Annotated in this window: 12 protein-coding genes; 9 read left to right on the top strand and 3 right to left on the bottom strand. The window is 72.2% G+C overall.

Annotated elements, in window-relative coordinates; genetic code table 11:
- Window positions 1-26 precede the first annotated feature (26 nt).
- The 3 genes from ACFP1Z_RS26240 to ACFP1Z_RS26230 all read left to right on the top strand — a co-directional run bounded on the left by ACFP1Z_RS26240 (window position 27) and on the right by ACFP1Z_RS26230 (window position 4,050).
- Window positions 27-965 carry a FadR/GntR family transcriptional regulator gene (locus ACFP1Z_RS26240; RefSeq protein WP_390320025.1) on the top strand — a complete coding sequence of 313 codons (939 nt, stop codon included), beginning with the start codon at window positions 27-29 and terminating at the stop codon, window positions 963-965.
- A 423-nt stretch (window positions 966-1,388) separates the two neighbouring features.
- Entirely contained in the window at window positions 1,389-2,951 is a 1,563-nt protein-coding gene (locus ACFP1Z_RS26235) for an RNA polymerase sigma factor (RefSeq protein ID WP_390320024.1), read from the top strand.
- Between the two features lie 160 nt (window positions 2,952-3,111).
- Window positions 3,112-4,050, top strand: coding sequence for a serine protease (locus tag ACFP1Z_RS26230; protein ID WP_390320022.1), 939 nt, complete (start codon window positions 3,112-3,114; stop codon window positions 4,048-4,050).
- A gap of 148 nt (window positions 4,051-4,198) precedes the next feature.
- Here ACFP1Z_RS26230 and ACFP1Z_RS26225 read toward each other — a convergent pair whose 3' ends face one another.
- Entirely contained in the window at window positions 4,199-4,429 is a 231-nt protein-coding gene (locus ACFP1Z_RS26225; protein ID WP_390320021.1) for a DUF7455 domain-containing protein, read from the bottom strand.
- Between the two features lie 432 nt (window positions 4,430-4,861).
- Between ACFP1Z_RS26225 and ACFP1Z_RS26220 the strand changes: the two genes are divergently transcribed.
- The 4 genes from ACFP1Z_RS26220 (at window position 4,862) to ACFP1Z_RS26205 (ending at window position 9,728) form a co-directional block, all read left to right on the top strand.
- Window positions 4,862-6,982: a DNA gyrase/topoisomerase IV subunit B gene (locus ACFP1Z_RS26220; protein ID WP_390320019.1), complete on the top strand. Its 2,121-nt coding sequence runs from the start codon at window positions 4,862-4,864 to the stop codon at window positions 6,980-6,982.
- Between the two features lie 187 nt (window positions 6,983-7,169).
- Entirely contained in the window at window positions 7,170-7,658 is a 489-nt protein-coding gene (locus tag ACFP1Z_RS26215; RefSeq protein WP_390320018.1) for a DUF1453 domain-containing protein, read from the top strand.
- Window positions 7,659-7,668: 10 nt separating this feature from the next.
- Window positions 7,669-8,850, top strand: coding sequence for a sensor histidine kinase (locus ACFP1Z_RS26210; protein ID WP_390320016.1), 1,182 nt, complete (start codon window positions 7,669-7,671; stop codon window positions 8,848-8,850).
- Window positions 8,847-9,728 carry a response regulator transcription factor gene (locus tag ACFP1Z_RS26205; RefSeq protein ID WP_390320015.1) on the top strand — a complete coding sequence of 294 codons (882 nt, stop codon included), beginning with the start codon at window positions 8,847-8,849 and terminating at the stop codon, window positions 9,726-9,728. Before ACFP1Z_RS26210 ends, ACFP1Z_RS26205 begins: the two co-directional genes overlap by 4 nt.
- A 79-nt stretch (window positions 9,729-9,807) precedes the next feature.
- Here the strand turns inward: ACFP1Z_RS26205 and ACFP1Z_RS26200 are convergent, their stop codons facing one another.
- Both ACFP1Z_RS26200 and ACFP1Z_RS26195 read right to left on the bottom strand, forming a co-directional pair.
- Window positions 9,808-10,482 carry a response regulator gene (locus ACFP1Z_RS26200; RefSeq protein WP_390320014.1) on the bottom strand — a complete coding sequence of 225 codons (675 nt, stop codon included), beginning with the start codon at window positions 10,480-10,482 and terminating at the stop codon, window positions 9,808-9,810.
- The gene (locus ACFP1Z_RS26195; RefSeq protein ID WP_390320012.1) at window positions 10,482-12,101 is read right to left on the bottom strand and encodes a sensor histidine kinase; all 1,620 of its coding nucleotides are present in this window, start codon (window positions 12,099-12,101) and stop codon (window positions 10,482-10,484) included. Before ACFP1Z_RS26195 ends, ACFP1Z_RS26200 begins: the two co-directional genes overlap by 1 nt.
- A gap of 359 nt (window positions 12,102-12,460) precedes the next feature.
- Here ACFP1Z_RS26195 and ACFP1Z_RS26190 point away from each other — a divergent pair, with 359 nt between their 5' ends.
- Window positions 12,461-13,399: an ABC transporter ATP-binding protein gene (locus ACFP1Z_RS26190; RefSeq protein ID WP_390320010.1), complete on the top strand. Its 939-nt coding sequence runs from the start codon at window positions 12,461-12,463 to the stop codon at window positions 13,397-13,399.
- Window positions 13,389-14,258, top strand: coding sequence for an ABC transporter permease (locus ACFP1Z_RS26185; RefSeq protein WP_390320009.1), 870 nt, complete (start codon window positions 13,389-13,391; stop codon window positions 14,256-14,258). Before ACFP1Z_RS26190 ends, ACFP1Z_RS26185 begins: the two co-directional genes overlap by 11 nt.
- The last annotated feature ends 14 nt before the right edge of the window (window positions 14,259-14,272 follow it).

Below are 14,272 nucleotides of genomic sequence, written 5' to 3'. Positions count from 1 at the left end.
GAGGTAATGGGCGATCACCCTTTCGTGTGCTTTTCACCAAAGACCTCAAGGGAGTTGAGGGTGTCGCCGACAAAGGAGGCGTGAGTACCCTTGCGCACACCATGATGACCGCGGCTCGCCCCGCCGACTCCGGCCTCGCAGGCTCGGGCGAGCTTGACCGTTACTCCTATGCCGAGGCCGCCGGGGCCGACCGCGGAGCCTCGCCGGCCTGGGACGGGGAGGCCGAGCTGAGCAGGGCGGGCCGCCGTGCGGCCGGCAGCCGGGGCCGCGGGCTGCACGGCCAGCTCGTGCAGCAGCTCGGCCAGATGATCGTCTCCGGCGATCTCGGGGCCGACCGTCCGCTCGTCCCGGAGGAGATCGGGCAGCGTTTCGAGGTCTCCCGCACCGTCGTCCGTGAGTCCCTGCGCGTCCTCGAAGCGAAGGGTCTGGTCAGCGCCCGCCCCAATGTCGGCACCCGGGTCCGCCCCGTCAGCGACTGGAACCTGCTCGACCCCGACATCATCGAGTGGCGGGCCTTCGGGCCGCAGCGCGAGGACCAGCGCCGCGAGCTGTGCGAACTGCGCTGGACCATCGAGCCGCTCGCCGCTCGCCTCGCCGCCGGCCACGGCCGTGAGGACGTCCAGCAGCGGCTGGCCGACATGGCCGAGATCATGGGCCACGCGCTGGCCCAGGGCGACTCGCTCACCTTCACCCGCGCCGACGCCGAGTTCCACTCGCTGCTGCTGCAGGTCGCGGGCAATCGCATGCTGGAGCACCTCGCCGGCATCGTCACCGCCGCGCTCCACGTCTCCGGCGTGCCCTCCGGCGGCTGCGACCGCCCCACGGAGGCGGGTGTCGGCCACCACCTCAGGATCGTCGACGCGCTCGGCACCGGTGACGCCGTCGGCGCGGAGGCCGCGATGCGGCAGCTGCTCGTCACCCACCCCGACGTCGAGCGCGTGGTGCCCGCGCCGCGCGAACACTGACGTCCGGCGGCGGCGCGGGGCGGGACGGGCGGATCGCACGGCCGGGTCGCGCCCCGTCCGCGCCGCCGGGCTCGCGCGTACGGCAGGCTGCGTGGCCGTACGTGCGAGCCCTTGGGGGTGGCGGAGGTGCCGGCGGAGCCCGGATCGGGGGTAACAGGCTGATGGGTTCTGTCCAGTTGGGCAGCTTTCGATCCCTTATGGGGTGTGACTCGGGCCACGAGGATTGGGCGTAACGCTCCTTGAGACAGTGCGATGACTTAAGAGGTGGTGGCCGCGGAAGGAATACACGCCCCGTATCCGGCGCTGTGTCCCTCTGCACCCGTCACCCGCGCGCCGTCGGTTCATCCTTGCCGACGGTCGTCGGAACCGGTTCCCCGCCGAGGGAGGACCGGGGCCGGAAGCCGTTTCCATCGTTCCGAGAGGTTGTTCGTGTCGGCCAGCACATCCCGTACGCTCCCGCCGGAGATCGCCGAATCCGAGTCTCTGATGGCGCTCATCGAGCAGGGAAAGGCCGAGGGGCAGATCGCCGGCGACGACGTGCGTCGGGCCTTCGAGGCTGACCAGATTCCGCCAACCCAGTGGAAGAATGTTCTGCGCAGCCTCAACCAGGTCCTCGACGAGGAGGGTGTGACGCTGATGGTCAGTGCCGCCGAGGCGCCCAAGCGCACCCGCAAGAGCGTCGCAGCGAAGAGCCCGGCGAAGCGCACCGCCACCAAGGCCGTCTCCTCCAAGACGGTCACGGCCAGGCAGACCGCGTCCGCGGCGTCCGCCACGTCCGCCACGGCGGCGTACGGTGACGCCGAGAGCGACGAGGCGGTGGCGCCCGCCAAGAAGACCGCCGCCAAGAAGACGGCAGCCAAGAAGACGGTGGCCAAGAAGGCCGCCGTGAAAAAGACGGCGGCCAAGAAGACCGCCGCCAAGAAGGACGCCGACGAGCTCCTCGAAGAGGACCTCATCGACGAGACCCCCACTCCCGGCAAGGGGGAGGACGAGGACGAGACCGGCGAGAACAAGGGCTTCGTCCTGTCCGACGAGGACGAGGACGACGCGCCCGCGCAGCAGGTCGCGGTCGCCGGTGCCACCGCCGACCCGGTCAAGGACTACCTCAAGCAGATCGGCAAGGTCCCGCTGCTCAACGCCGAGCAGGAGGTCGAGCTCGCCAAGCGCATCGAGGCGGGTCTGTTCGCCGAGGACAAGCTGGCGAACTCCGACAAGCTGGCCCCGAAGCTCAAGCGCGAGCTGGAGATCATCGCCGAGGACGGGCGCCGCGCCAAGAACCACCTGCTGGAGGCCAACCTCCGGCTCGTGGTCTCCCTGGCCAAGCGCTACACGGGCCGCGGCATGCTCTTCCTGGACCTGATCCAGGAGGGCAACCTCGGTCTGATCCGCGCGGTCGAGAAGTTCGACTACACCAAGGGCTACAAGTTCTCGACCTACGCGACCTGGTGGATCCGTCAGGCCATCACCCGCGCGATGGCCGACCAGGCCCGCACCATCCGCATCCCGGTGCACATGGTCGAGGTCATCAACAAGCTCGCGCGCGTGCAGCGCCAGATGCTCCAGGACCTGGGCCGCGAGCCCACCCCGGAGGAGCTGGCCAAGGAGCTCGACATGACCCCGGAGAAGGTCATCGAGGTCCAGAAGTACGGCCGCGAGCCCATCTCGCTGCACACGCCCCTCGGCGAGGACGGCGACAGCGAGTTCGGTGACCTCATCGAGGACTCCGAGGCGGTCGTGCCGGCCGACGCCGTCAGCTTCACGCTCCTCCAGGAGCAGCTGCACTCCGTGCTGGACACCCTCAGCGAGCGCGAGGCCGGCGTGGTCTCCATGCGCTTCGGCCTCACCGACGGCCAGCCCAAGACACTCGACGAGATCGGCAAGGTCTACGGCGTGACGCGCGAGCGCATCCGCCAGATCGAGTCGAAGACGATGTCCAAGCTGCGTCACCCGTCCCGCTCCCAGGTGCTGCGCGACTACCTGGACTGACGCGCGGCGATCAGCGGTCCCGAAGGCCCGGCACCTCCTCGGAGGTGCCGGGCCTTCGGGCTTGGCGGGGTACGGGCGCGGGCCCCTGCTTCCGGATGCGCGGGGCGCCCCACGGGTTGACCCTGGGTGTGCAAGGGACTCCGCACCGTCAGGAGAGGGCATGCGTTCGCTGAGCTACCCGCTGGCCGGCGCTCTCGCGCTGCTGCTGGCGGTGCCCCTCCCGGCAGCGGCCGCCGCGGGGGACCGGGGCGTCATCGGAGGTCAGCCGGTACGGGCCTCCGAGGCGCCCTGGGCGGTGGCCCTGGCGAGCCGCCAGCGGTTCGGAGCCGCGCGGTCGGGACAGTTCTGCGGCGGGGCGCTGGTGGGCAGCAGGACCGTCGTCACGGCGGCGCACTGTCTGAGCCGGGCGGTGCTCGGGGTGGACGTGAGCGAGGCGACGGACCTGAGGGTCATCGTCGGCCGCGACGATCTGCGCGGCGCGAGCGGGACCGAAGTGGGGCTGAAGGACACCTGGGTCAACCCCGATTTCAACGCCGTGACCAATGAGGGCGACGTCGCGGTGCTCACTCTGAAGAACCCGGTCGCGGCCGGTCGCGCGCTGCCCATGGCGCAGACCGACGACCCGAGATACCGCCCGGGCACCTCGGCCGCCGTCTACGGCTGGGGCGACACCTACGGCAATGGCGTCTACTCCAACGGCCTCCGCGCGGCAGGCGTGCTCGTCCTGGAGGACAGCCTGTGCGAACGGGTCTACCCGGGAAGCATCGAGGGGGTCTACCGGCGGGCGTCCATGCTGTGCGCAGGGCTCCCGGAGGGCGGCAGGGACGCCTGTCAGGGCGACAGCGGGGGACCGCTGGTGGCGGACGGGAGACTGATCGGGCTGGTCTCCTGGGGCAGTGGCTGTGCGCAGCCGGGCCGCCCAGGGGTGTACACGAGGGTCTCGGCGATCAGCGGACTGGTCGCCGCGCGCGAGCCGGGCACCGCAGGGGCGCAGCCGTCGCCGGACAGCCCCGGCCGGGGGCTCGCGGCCCCGGCGCGGACCGGCCCGGCGGCCACGGGGCCACCCCTGGGGTCGCGTAGGGCCCACGTCGCGGGGTGAGGGAGGGTGCCGGTCGGGGAGACCGGCGCTGTGAGGGTACGAGAGCGGGCGGCCTGCCCGGTGGGGCAGGCCGCCCGCGGCTGCCCGGCCCTGGACGGCCGGACCTCGCTCGTCGTCGGATGCGATGTGTCAGCGTTCCGCTGCGGACTCAGCGGCCCTCGTCGGACGCGGACGCCGGGGCGGCCGTGAGCCGCTCCGTCTCGTCCTGTATCTCCGCGGCGATCTTCTTGAGTTCTGGCTCGAACTTGCGGCCATGGTGGGCGCAGAAGAGCAGTTCACCGCCGCTCAGGAGCACGACGCGCAGGTAAGCCTGAGCGCCGCACCGGTCGCAGCGGTCAGCGGCCGTCAGCGGGCTCGCAGGGGTCAGAACAGTAGTCACGTCGCCTCTTCTCTAGCTCGACGAGCTGTCGTACCAGGGTCAACATCCAACCAGGCCGAAAACGTTCCCGCTCGCGGCTTTTCCTCGAAACTTCCTTCCGAGTGGGCCGGGTCTTGACGGTTGGCGGCGAATGAGCCGTATTGCGTGGGCCTACGGTTTCACGTCGCTGGGGCTTTCGTCCTCCCCGGCCGGCTTGCCGGGTTGTTCTTGAGGACGTGCCCGGAGCCTAAATGGTTCATGCCTCCAAGGGAACGTGATGTGCACGTCACTCCATCGAGCGATCGAACGTGTGAGCGACCCTGGACTAGCATGGGAGTTCTCATGGGTGGCGGCACAAAGGCTCTACCTGGCCTCGGTACCCTCTGAACGGCGACAGAGCCACCACTGTGCCCACACCCGGGCCAGAGAGAAATTCAGCGAGGAGCGAACCGCGTGACCGCCGATATGTCCGTGCCGTCCACTGCGTTGCTGACCGGGGCAGACCGGGACGGATCCAACTACACCGCGCGGCACCTGCTCGTCCTCGAAGGCCTGGAGGCCGTGCGCAAGCGCCCGGGCATGTACATCGGCTCCACCGACAGCCGTGGCCTGATGCACTGCCTGTGGGAGATCATCGACAATTCCGTCGACGAGGCCCTGGGCGGCTTCTGCGACCGCATCGAGGTGATCCTGCACGACGACGGCTCCGTGGAGGTCCGGGACAACGGCCGCGGCATCCCCGTCGACGTCGAGCCCAAGACGGGGCTCTCCGGCGTCGAGGTCGTGATGACCAAGCTGCATGCCGGCGGCAAGTTCGGCGGCGGCTCGTACGCCGCCTCCGGTGGTCTGCACGGAGTGGGCGCCTCCGTCGTCAACGCCCTCTCGGCGCGGCTCGACGTCGAGGTCGACCGCAGCAGCCGGACCCACTCGATCAGCTTCCGCCGCGGTGTCCCCGGCATCTTCACCGAGTCCGGCCCCGACGCGCCCTTCGACCCCGCCAACGGGCTCCTCAAGGGCAAGAAGATCCCCAAGACCCGCACCGGCACCCGTGTCCGCTACTGGGCGGACCGCCAGATCTTCCTCAAGGACGCCAAGCTCTCCCTGGAGACCCTCTACGGGCGCGCGCGTCAGACCGCCTTCCTTGTGCCCGGGCTGACCATCGTCGTCCGCGACGAGCGCGGCCTCGACGGGCAGGACGTCACCGAGGAGACGTTTCGCTACGACGGGGGCATCAGCGAGTTCTGCGAGTACCTCGCCCCGGACAAGGCCGTGTGCGACGTCCTCCGCCTGAGCGGCCAGGGCACGTTCAAGGAGACCGTGCCGGTCCTCGACGACCGCGGCCACATGACGCCCACCGAGGTCACCCGCGAGCTCGGCGTGGACATCGCGCTGCGCTGGGGCACCGGCTACGACACCACCGTCAAGTCCTTCGTCAACATCATCGCCACCCCCAAGGGCGGCACGCACGTGGCCGGATTCGAGCGCTCGGTCGCCAGGACCGTCAACGAGGTGCTGCGCTCGTCGAAGCTGCTGCGCGTGGCCGAGGACGACGTCGTCAAGGACGACGCCATGGAGGGCCTCACGGCGGTCGTGACCGTCCGGCTCGCCGAGCCGCAGTTCGAGGGGCAGACCAAGGAAGTGCTGGGCACCTCCGCCGCCTCGCGGATCGTGGCGAACGTGGTCGCCAAGGAGCTCAAGGCGTTCCTGTCCTCCACCAAGCGCGACAGCAAGCAGCAGGCGCGCGCCGTGCTGGAGAAGATCGTCGCCGCGGCCCGTACCCGCATCGCCGCCCGCCAGCACAAGGAGGCGCAGCGCCGGAAGACGGCCCTGGAGTCCTCCTCGCTCCCGGCCAAGCTCGCCGACTGCCGCAGCGACGACGTCGAGCGCAGCGAACTGTTCATCGTCGAGGGCGACTCCGCGCTCGGTACGGCGAAGCTGGCGCGGAACTCCGAGTTCCAGGCCCTGCTGCCGATCCGCGGCAAGATCCTCAACGTGCAGAAGTCGTCGGTCTCCGACATGCTCAAGAACGCCGAGTGCGGCGCGATCATCCAGGTCATAGGGGCGGGTTCGGGACGGACCTTCGACATCGACCAGGCCCGCTACGGCAAGGTGATCTTCCTCGCGGACGCCGATGTGGACGGCGCGCACATCCGCTGTCTGCTGCTGACGCTCTTCCAGCGCTACATGCGGCCCATGGTCGAGGAGGGCCGGGTCTTCTCGGCGGTGCCGCCGCTGCACCGGGTGGAGCTCGTCAACCCCAAGAAGGGCCAGGACAAGTACATCTACACCTACTCCGACAGCGAACTGCGCCAGACGCTGATGGAGCTGGAGCGCAAGAACATCCGCTACAAGGACAGCGTCCAGCGCTACAAGGGGCTCGGTGAGATGGACGCCGACCAGCTCGCGGAGACCACGATGGACCCGCGCCACCGCACGCTGCGACGGATCAACATCAGCGATCTGGAAGCCGCCGAGCGCGCCTTCGACCTGCTGATGGGCAACGAGGTCGCGCCGCGCAAGGAGTTCATCAGCAACTCGGCGGCCACGCTGGACCGTTCGAGCATCGACGTGTAGCGCCGACGGGCTCCGCCCTTGGGCCTGTCTCCACCCGCGGGTGGAGACAGGCCCTTTGCGGATCTCCACCCGGAGCCCACCCGTGCGCCGATCCGCGGCAGCGGGCCGGGTCCGTAGCGTCGGAGACGACATCGCACGTGCCCGTCGCCATCCGCACGTGCTCGCCGTCGCCCGCTGGAGGCTCCCCATGTCCGAGACCGTCGATGTCCTGGTGATCGTCGCGGTCCTCGCGCTGGTGCTCGCGCGCCAGTTCAGGCCGCAGAAGGTGACAGCGGACTCCCGGCGCTGGTGGCTGCTCCCGGCCGTGCTCCTCGTCGTGGCCGTGCGCGAGCCGGGGCTGCTCGACGCCGGGCATCCCACGGCCTCCGCGGCACTGCTGGCGGGCGGGGTGCTCGCGGGGCTCGTGACCGGCGCGGCCTGGGCCTGGAGCACCAGGGTCTGGGCGGACCGGTCCGGGGCGATATGGGCGCAGGGAGGCAGGGCGACGGCCGCGATATGGCTCGGCGGGGTGGCCCTGCGGCTCGGGCTGCACGGGCTGGGTGCGCTGGCCGGAGTCCACCAGGGAGGCCCGGCGACGATGCTGACCATGGCGGCGGCCCTGCTGGCCCGCAGCGGCGTCGTCTCCCTCAGGGCCCGGGGGCTGCGCCCGGCGTACCGTGTCACTGCCGGCGGCTGAGCCCGGGACCATGGCGGAGGAACTGCGCGTGCCGATGGAGGACTGGACGGCGTGGCCCGCCCGCGAGGCGCTCTCGCGGATCGGGGTGCCGCGCCGGCGGAAGGTGATGGCCTGGGCCGTGCGGCTCGGACTGATCGGTTTGGTCCTGTGGAACGCGCTGCGCGGGGGCTTCTTCCACGGCTGGGGACTGGCCGTCCTCGCCATCGGTTTCGGAGCCGGGGTGGCCGCGGTCTGGGCCTGCTATCGCACGACGCTGGCGATGCGGCTGTGGCCGTCGGTGGGGCTGCTGGGCGTGCTGTTGCTCATGGGCGTCGGCGCCGAGCTGGGCGGGGCGCGCGATCCGGCGGTGGCGCTGTGGTGCGTGTGCACGCTCGTCGCGATGGAGCGGCTTCCGCTGGCCTACGGGCTGGGGCTGTCGGCCCTGTCGATGGGGGCGTATGCGCTGGGGACCACGGATCCGCCGGCGCTGGCCGCCGGTATCGCGGTCGGACTGCCACTCGTGGGGTACGGGCTGCGGCTGGACGAGGAGGCGCGCGGGGCGGGGTTCCGGCTGCTGGCGCAGGAGCGCATGGCGCGGCGGGCGGAGGCGGAGTCGGCGGCCCTGGCCGAACGGGCCCGGATCGCCCGGGAGATCCACGATGTCCTCGCGCACAGCCTCTCGGCGCAGCTGGTGCATCTGGAGGCGGCACGGCTGTTGATCGAGAGGGACGCGGACCGGCAGCAGATCCTGGAGCGCGTGGTGGCGGCCCGGGGCATGGCCCGCGAAGGGCTGGCGGAGACCCGGCAGGCGCTGAGCGCGCTGCGGGGGGAGCTGACGGCAGTGGAGGACTTCCTGCGCGCGGCGGCCGCGTCGCAGGGAGCGCGACTGGAGGTGACGGGGGAGCCGCGGAGCCTGTCCGCGGAGGCCGGGCTCGCGGTGCGCAGGGTGGCGCAGGAAGCCCTGACCAATGTGCGCAAGCACGCGCCGGGTGCCCGGGTGGAGATGGGATTCACCTATCTGGAGCGAGAGGTGGAGCTGTGGATCCGGGACAGCGGGGCGCAGGCCGCGACGGGGGAGCTCGGGGCCTGCGGGGGCGGGTACGGTCTGCTCGGGATGCGGGAGCGCGCCGAGTTGCTGGGCGGCTCGCTGGAGGCCGGACCGGCCGGAGCTGAGCAGGAGGGTTTCGTGGTGCGTCTGAGGGTGCCCGCATGACGGATGAAGCACTCGGTGCGGGCATCGGACACGGAGCCGAGGAGCCGGAGAGCGGGTACGACGGCTCCGGCGCCCGGGCCGGTGGCGATGGCGGGGCCGGTGGCGGTGTCCGGCCCGATGACGGTGGCGGGGCCGGTGGTGGTGTCGGGGAGAGCGGTTCCGGGGGAGGAGGTGTGGCGCGGGTCGTGGTCGCCGACGACCAGACCGTGGTGCGCGACGGCATTGTCATGCTGCTGGGGCTGCTGCCGGGGATCGAGGTGGTGGGGGCGGCCGCCGATGGTGAGGAGGCGGTGCGGCTGGTCGCCGCCCATGCGCCCGACGTGGTGCTGATGGATCTGCGGATGCCGCGCTGCGACGGGGTGGAGGCCACCCGGCGCATCCGGTCCGAGTACCCGGGCACCCAGGTCGTGGTGCTCACCACCTACGCCGACGACGACTCGCTCTTTCCCGCGCTGCGGGCCGGGGCACGGGGGTATCTGACCAAGGACGCGGGAGCGGAGGAGATCGTCCGGGCGGTGCGGCATGTGATGTCGGGGGAGGCCGGGCTCTCGCCGAACGTCCAACGCCGCTTGCTGGAGCGGCTGTCGGCCTCCGCCGGGGCGGATGCCGCGGCGGAGGGGCCTGCCGCGCCCCCGGAGCTGCCGGACGGGCTGACGGCACGTGAGGCGGAGGTGCTGGGCCTGGTCGCGGAGGGGCTGTCGAACGGGGAGATCGCCCGTCGGCTGCATGTGAGCACGGCGACGGTCAAGACGCACATCAACAACCTCTTCGCGAAGACCGGGGTGCGTGACCGCGCCCAGGCGGTCCGGTATGCCTACCGGCACGGGCTCGCGGAGCCTCCGGGGCCCGCGCCCGGTCAGGGTCCCGTGATGCGGTGACGGGGTGACGGGGTGTCAGGGGCTGGGCGCACGGGCAGGATCGGCGCCAGGGCCCCGGGGGCGTTGTCGGGGTGGGGGGTCAGCCCGAGGCCCAGGTGTAGCGGTGTTCGGGGCGGCCCGTCGCGCCGTACCTGAGGGTGAGGCTGAGTCGGCCGGACTCCTCCAGCCGCTTGAGGTAGCGCTGGGCGGTGGAGCGGCTCAGGCCCGCGAGGGCCGCGACCTCGTGGGCGGACAGCGGGCGGGCCGCGTCGGTGAGGACGCGGCGGATGAGTTCGGCGGTCGGGGCGGAGTGGCCCTTGGGCAGGGGGGTGTCGGCGGCGGTGCGCAGGGTGCCGAAGATCCGGTCGACCTGGTCCTGTTCGGCCACGACGGCGTCGTCGAGGGTGCGGCGCAGCCGCGCGTACGCCTCCAGCTTCCCGCGCAGGGCGGGGAAGGTGAAGGGTTTGACGAGGTACTGCAGGGCGCCGTGGCGCATCGCGGCCTGCACGGTGGCGACATCGCGGGAGGCGGTGACCATGATGATGTCGGTGGGGTGGCCGCGCTGGCGCAGCCGGCGGACCAGGGACAGCCCGTTCTCGTCCGGCAGGAAGTGGTCCAGCAGCAGCAGTTCGATACCGCCGGCCTCCACGGCCGCCAGGGCTTCGGCCGCCGTACGGGCCGTGGCGGCGACGTGGAAGCCGGGGACGCGCGCGACGTACGCGGCGTTGATCCCGGCGACACGGAAGTCGTCGTCGACGACCAGGACCTCGATCATCACTTCACCTCTTCGCGTGGGCGCAGCGCTTCGGGCAGTTCGACGGTGAACACGGCACCGCCGTCCTGTCGTTGGTCTGCCCGCGCCGAGCCGCCGTAGCGTTCGGCCAGCCCTCGTACGAGGCTGAGGCCGAGGCCGCGGCGGCGGTGCGGGGAGGGCGGTTTGGTGGACCAGCCGTCGTCGAAGACCCGCTCGCGGGCCGCCGGGGGCACCCCCGGCCCGTTGTCGGCCACGCGCAGCACGACCGTGGAGCCCTCCGCCCGCAGCTCCACTTCCACGAAGGCCCCCTCGGCTGCGGGCGGGCCGCCGGCCGAACCCCCGGCGGCGTCCAGGGCGTTGTCGACGAGATTGCCGAGCACGGTGACCAGGTCGCGGGGGTCGGCCACGCGGTCGGGCAGCGCGGTCGCCGGGCTCACCCGCAGCGCCACGCCGCGCTCCGCCGCGACCGCGCTCTTGCCCACCAGCAGGGCGCCGACCACGGGGTCGTGCACCCGCCCGGTGACCTGCTCGGCGGTGGCGCGGTGGGCGCCGGTCACCTCGGTGAGGAACGCGGACGCCTCGTCGTACAGGCCGAGTTCCAGCAGCCCCAGGAGGGTGTGCAGCCGGTTGGCGTGCTCGTGGTCCTGGGCGCGCAGGGCGTCGGTCAGTCCCCGGGTGCCGTCCAGTTCCCGGCGCAGCTGCTCCAGTTCGGTCCGGTCGCGCAGGGTGGCCACGGTGCCGCCGTCGGCGGTGTCCCTCCGGTTGACGACCAGGACCCGCCCGTCGCGGACGGTCAGCAGATCGGCGCCCGTGACGCGTCCGGTGAGGATGTCGGCGGTACGGCCGGGCGGCAGCACGCGGTGCAGAGGGGCTCCGACGGTCTGCGGCCCGAGCCCGAGCAGCCGCTGGGCCGCGTCGTTGACGAGGCGTATCCGGCCGTGCCGGTCGAGCGCCACCACTCCCTCCCGGATGCCGTGCAGCATGGCCTCGCGCTCGTCGAGGAGGGCGGAGATCTCGGTGAGCGCGATGCCGTGGGTGCGCCTGCGCAGCCGCCGGGAGACGGCGTACGCCGCCAGCGCGCCCACGCCGAGCGCGGCCCCCGCGTACAGCAGGATGCCGGGCACGGCGTGCAGCAGCAGGGCACGCACGCTGCCGTACGCGATACCGACCGACACGGCGCCGGCGACCGTGCCGTCGGTATCGCGCAGGGGCACCTTGCCGCGGGCCGAACGGCCCAGGGTGCCGTGGTCGATGCCCGTCCACTCACGGCCCGCGAGGACGTCCCCCGGCTCGGTGCTGACGTGTTCGCCGACGCGCGCGGCGACGGTGTGCGAGTAGCGGATGCCCCGGGTGTCGACGACCACGACGTAACTGGCGCCGGTGGCCCGCCTGATGCGCTCCGCCTCGGCCTGCACCGGCCCCGCGGGGTCCGGCGGCCCGGACCGCAGTGCGCCCGCCAGGCCGGGGCGGGCCGCGACGGTCTGGGCGATGGCCAGCGCCCGGCGCTCGGCCTGCTGGTCCAGCTGCGCGCCGAGAGGCGCGAGGAACAGGCCGGTGGTGAGCAGGCTGACGCCGGTGGTGATCATCAGCTGGACGAGCAGGACCTGCGCGGAGACGCGGCGGGGCCACCGGGGGCGCATGTATCGGTCCCTTTCCTCTCGTCACCCGGCCGCCCGGTGGCAGCGGGCACCGCCGGGCAGCCGTCCGTTCCGGCGGCGTGACCGGCACGTTCGCACCCAGAACGTATGCCGGACGGTGTGCCCCGGCCCAGCCCTGTGGCCCATTCGTTTCCCAACGGGCTTCCGGTCGAGGCACGATGACGGTGCCGGTCACAAGGCCCGTCCGCGAGTGAGCACAACGAGCAGAACGGGATCTGTGCGCCGAAGCGGCACAGTGCGCACAAGCCTGTCCGCGCCCGGCGCCCCCGGCCTAGCCTCCAGCACCGGCCGCCCCGCCCGGGACCGCGGGACCGCGCGGCCGCGCACAGGAGGCAGCACCGATGGACAGCACCAGCGGCACCACACCACCCCACGACGACAGCAAACCTGACGGCCGGGACCACGCCGGCCGTACCCCGGCCCGTACCCGTACCGGAACCGGCAGCGGCGCCCCGCCGGGCACCGCGCCGGCCGTCGAACTGCGCGGCGCGAGCAAGGTCTTCCGCACCCCCTCGGGCGCGGCGCACACCGCCGTGCGCGACCTCGACCTCACCGTCGCGCAGGGCGAGTTCGTGGCGGTCGTCGGCCCGACGGGCTGCGGGAAGTCCACGACACTCACCCTGGTCAGCGGCCTGGAGGAACCGACCGAGGGGGAGGTGCTGGTCGGCGGCGAGCCCGTCACGGGGATCCGGCCGGACGTCGGCTTCGTCTTCCAGCAGGACGCCGTCTTCCCCTGGCGCACGGTGCTCTCCAACGTCGCGGCCGGCCCCCGCTTCCGGGGCGTGCCGAAGGACCGGGCGCGGCAGCGGGCCCGCGACTGGCTCGGCCGCGTCGGGCTCGCCGCCTTCGCCGACCGCTATCCGCACCAGCTCTCCGGCGGGCAGCGCAAACGCGTCGCCCTGGCCCAGACCTTCGTGAACGACCCGGCGATCCTGCTCATGGACGAGCCGTTCTCCGCGCTCGACGTGCAGACCCGGGCCTTGATGTCGGACGAGCTCCTGGACCTGTGGGGCGGCTCCCGGCCCGACGCCGCGGCCGCCTCCGTCGTCTTCGTCACCCACGACCTGGAGGAGGCCATCGCCCTGGCCGACAAGGTCGTGGTGATGACCGCCGGGCCCGCCACCGTCAAGGCGGTCTTCCCCGTCCGCCTGCCCCGGCCGCGCAAGGTCGAATCCGTGCGCCTGGAGCCGGAGTTCGTCGAGATCCACCGGGAGATCTGGGCCTCGCTCGGGGAAGAGGTCCGCATCACCCGCGAGAGGGGTGCCCGCAGTGACCACTGACTCCCTGCCCGCCGCCGCGGCCCCGCAGTACGGCCCCGGCGACCGTACCCGGGCCAGGGCCCGCGCCGCCCGCAAGCGCCGCCTGCTGGTGCTGCTCGCCCGGGTACTGCTGCTCGCCGCGGTGCTCGGCGCCTGGGAGGCCCTGGCCCGCGCCGCGGTGATCGATCCCTTCAACTTCTCGATGCCGTCGCGGATCTGGGAGCAGATCGCGCAGTGGACCGCGCACGGCACCGCCCAGGGCTCGCTCGGCGAACAGATCGGATACACCCTCTGCGAGGCGCTGTTCGGCTGGGTCGCCGGCGTGGCCGCCGGGGTGCTGCTGGGCATCGCGCTGGGCCGCATCGGCTTCCTCGCCGACGTCCTCGGCCCGTACATCAAGGTCCTCAACGCGCTGCCGCGCATCGTCCTCGCCCCGGTCTTCCTGATCTGGTTCGGGCTGGGTCCGGCCTCCAAGGTCGCCTCGGCCGTGGTGCTGGTCTTCTTCCCGGTCTTCTTCAACGCCTTCCAGGGCGCCCGCGAAGTGGACCGCAACCTCGTCGCCAACGCCCGCATCCTGGGCGCGAGCAACCGCCGGGTGACGCTCCAGGTCGTCATCCCCTCCGCGACCTCGTGGATCTTCACCAGCCTGCACGTCAGCTTCGGCTTCGCGCTCATCGGCGCCATCGTCGGCGAGTACCTCGGCGCGACCAAGGGCATCGGGCTGCTCGTCGCCACCTCGCAGGGCACCTTCAACGCGGCGGGCGTGTACGCCGCGATGGCCGTCCTCGCCGTCGTCGCGCTGCTCGCGGAGGGGCTGCTGACCTTCGCCGAACGGCGGCTCTTCCGGTGGAGGCCGACAGAAACGGGCACCCGCCGCTGACAGTTCCGGACCGC

Origin of the sequence: Streptomyces gamaensis, from assembly GCF_042656465.1 — a bacterium.
In the GTDB taxonomy this organism is placed as follows: domain Bacteria; phylum Actinomycetota; class Actinomycetes; order Streptomycetales; family Streptomycetaceae; genus Streptomyces; species Streptomyces gamaensis.
Note: the sequence above shows the minus strand (reverse complement) of the source record. Positions and strands in the feature narration are given on the sequence as shown.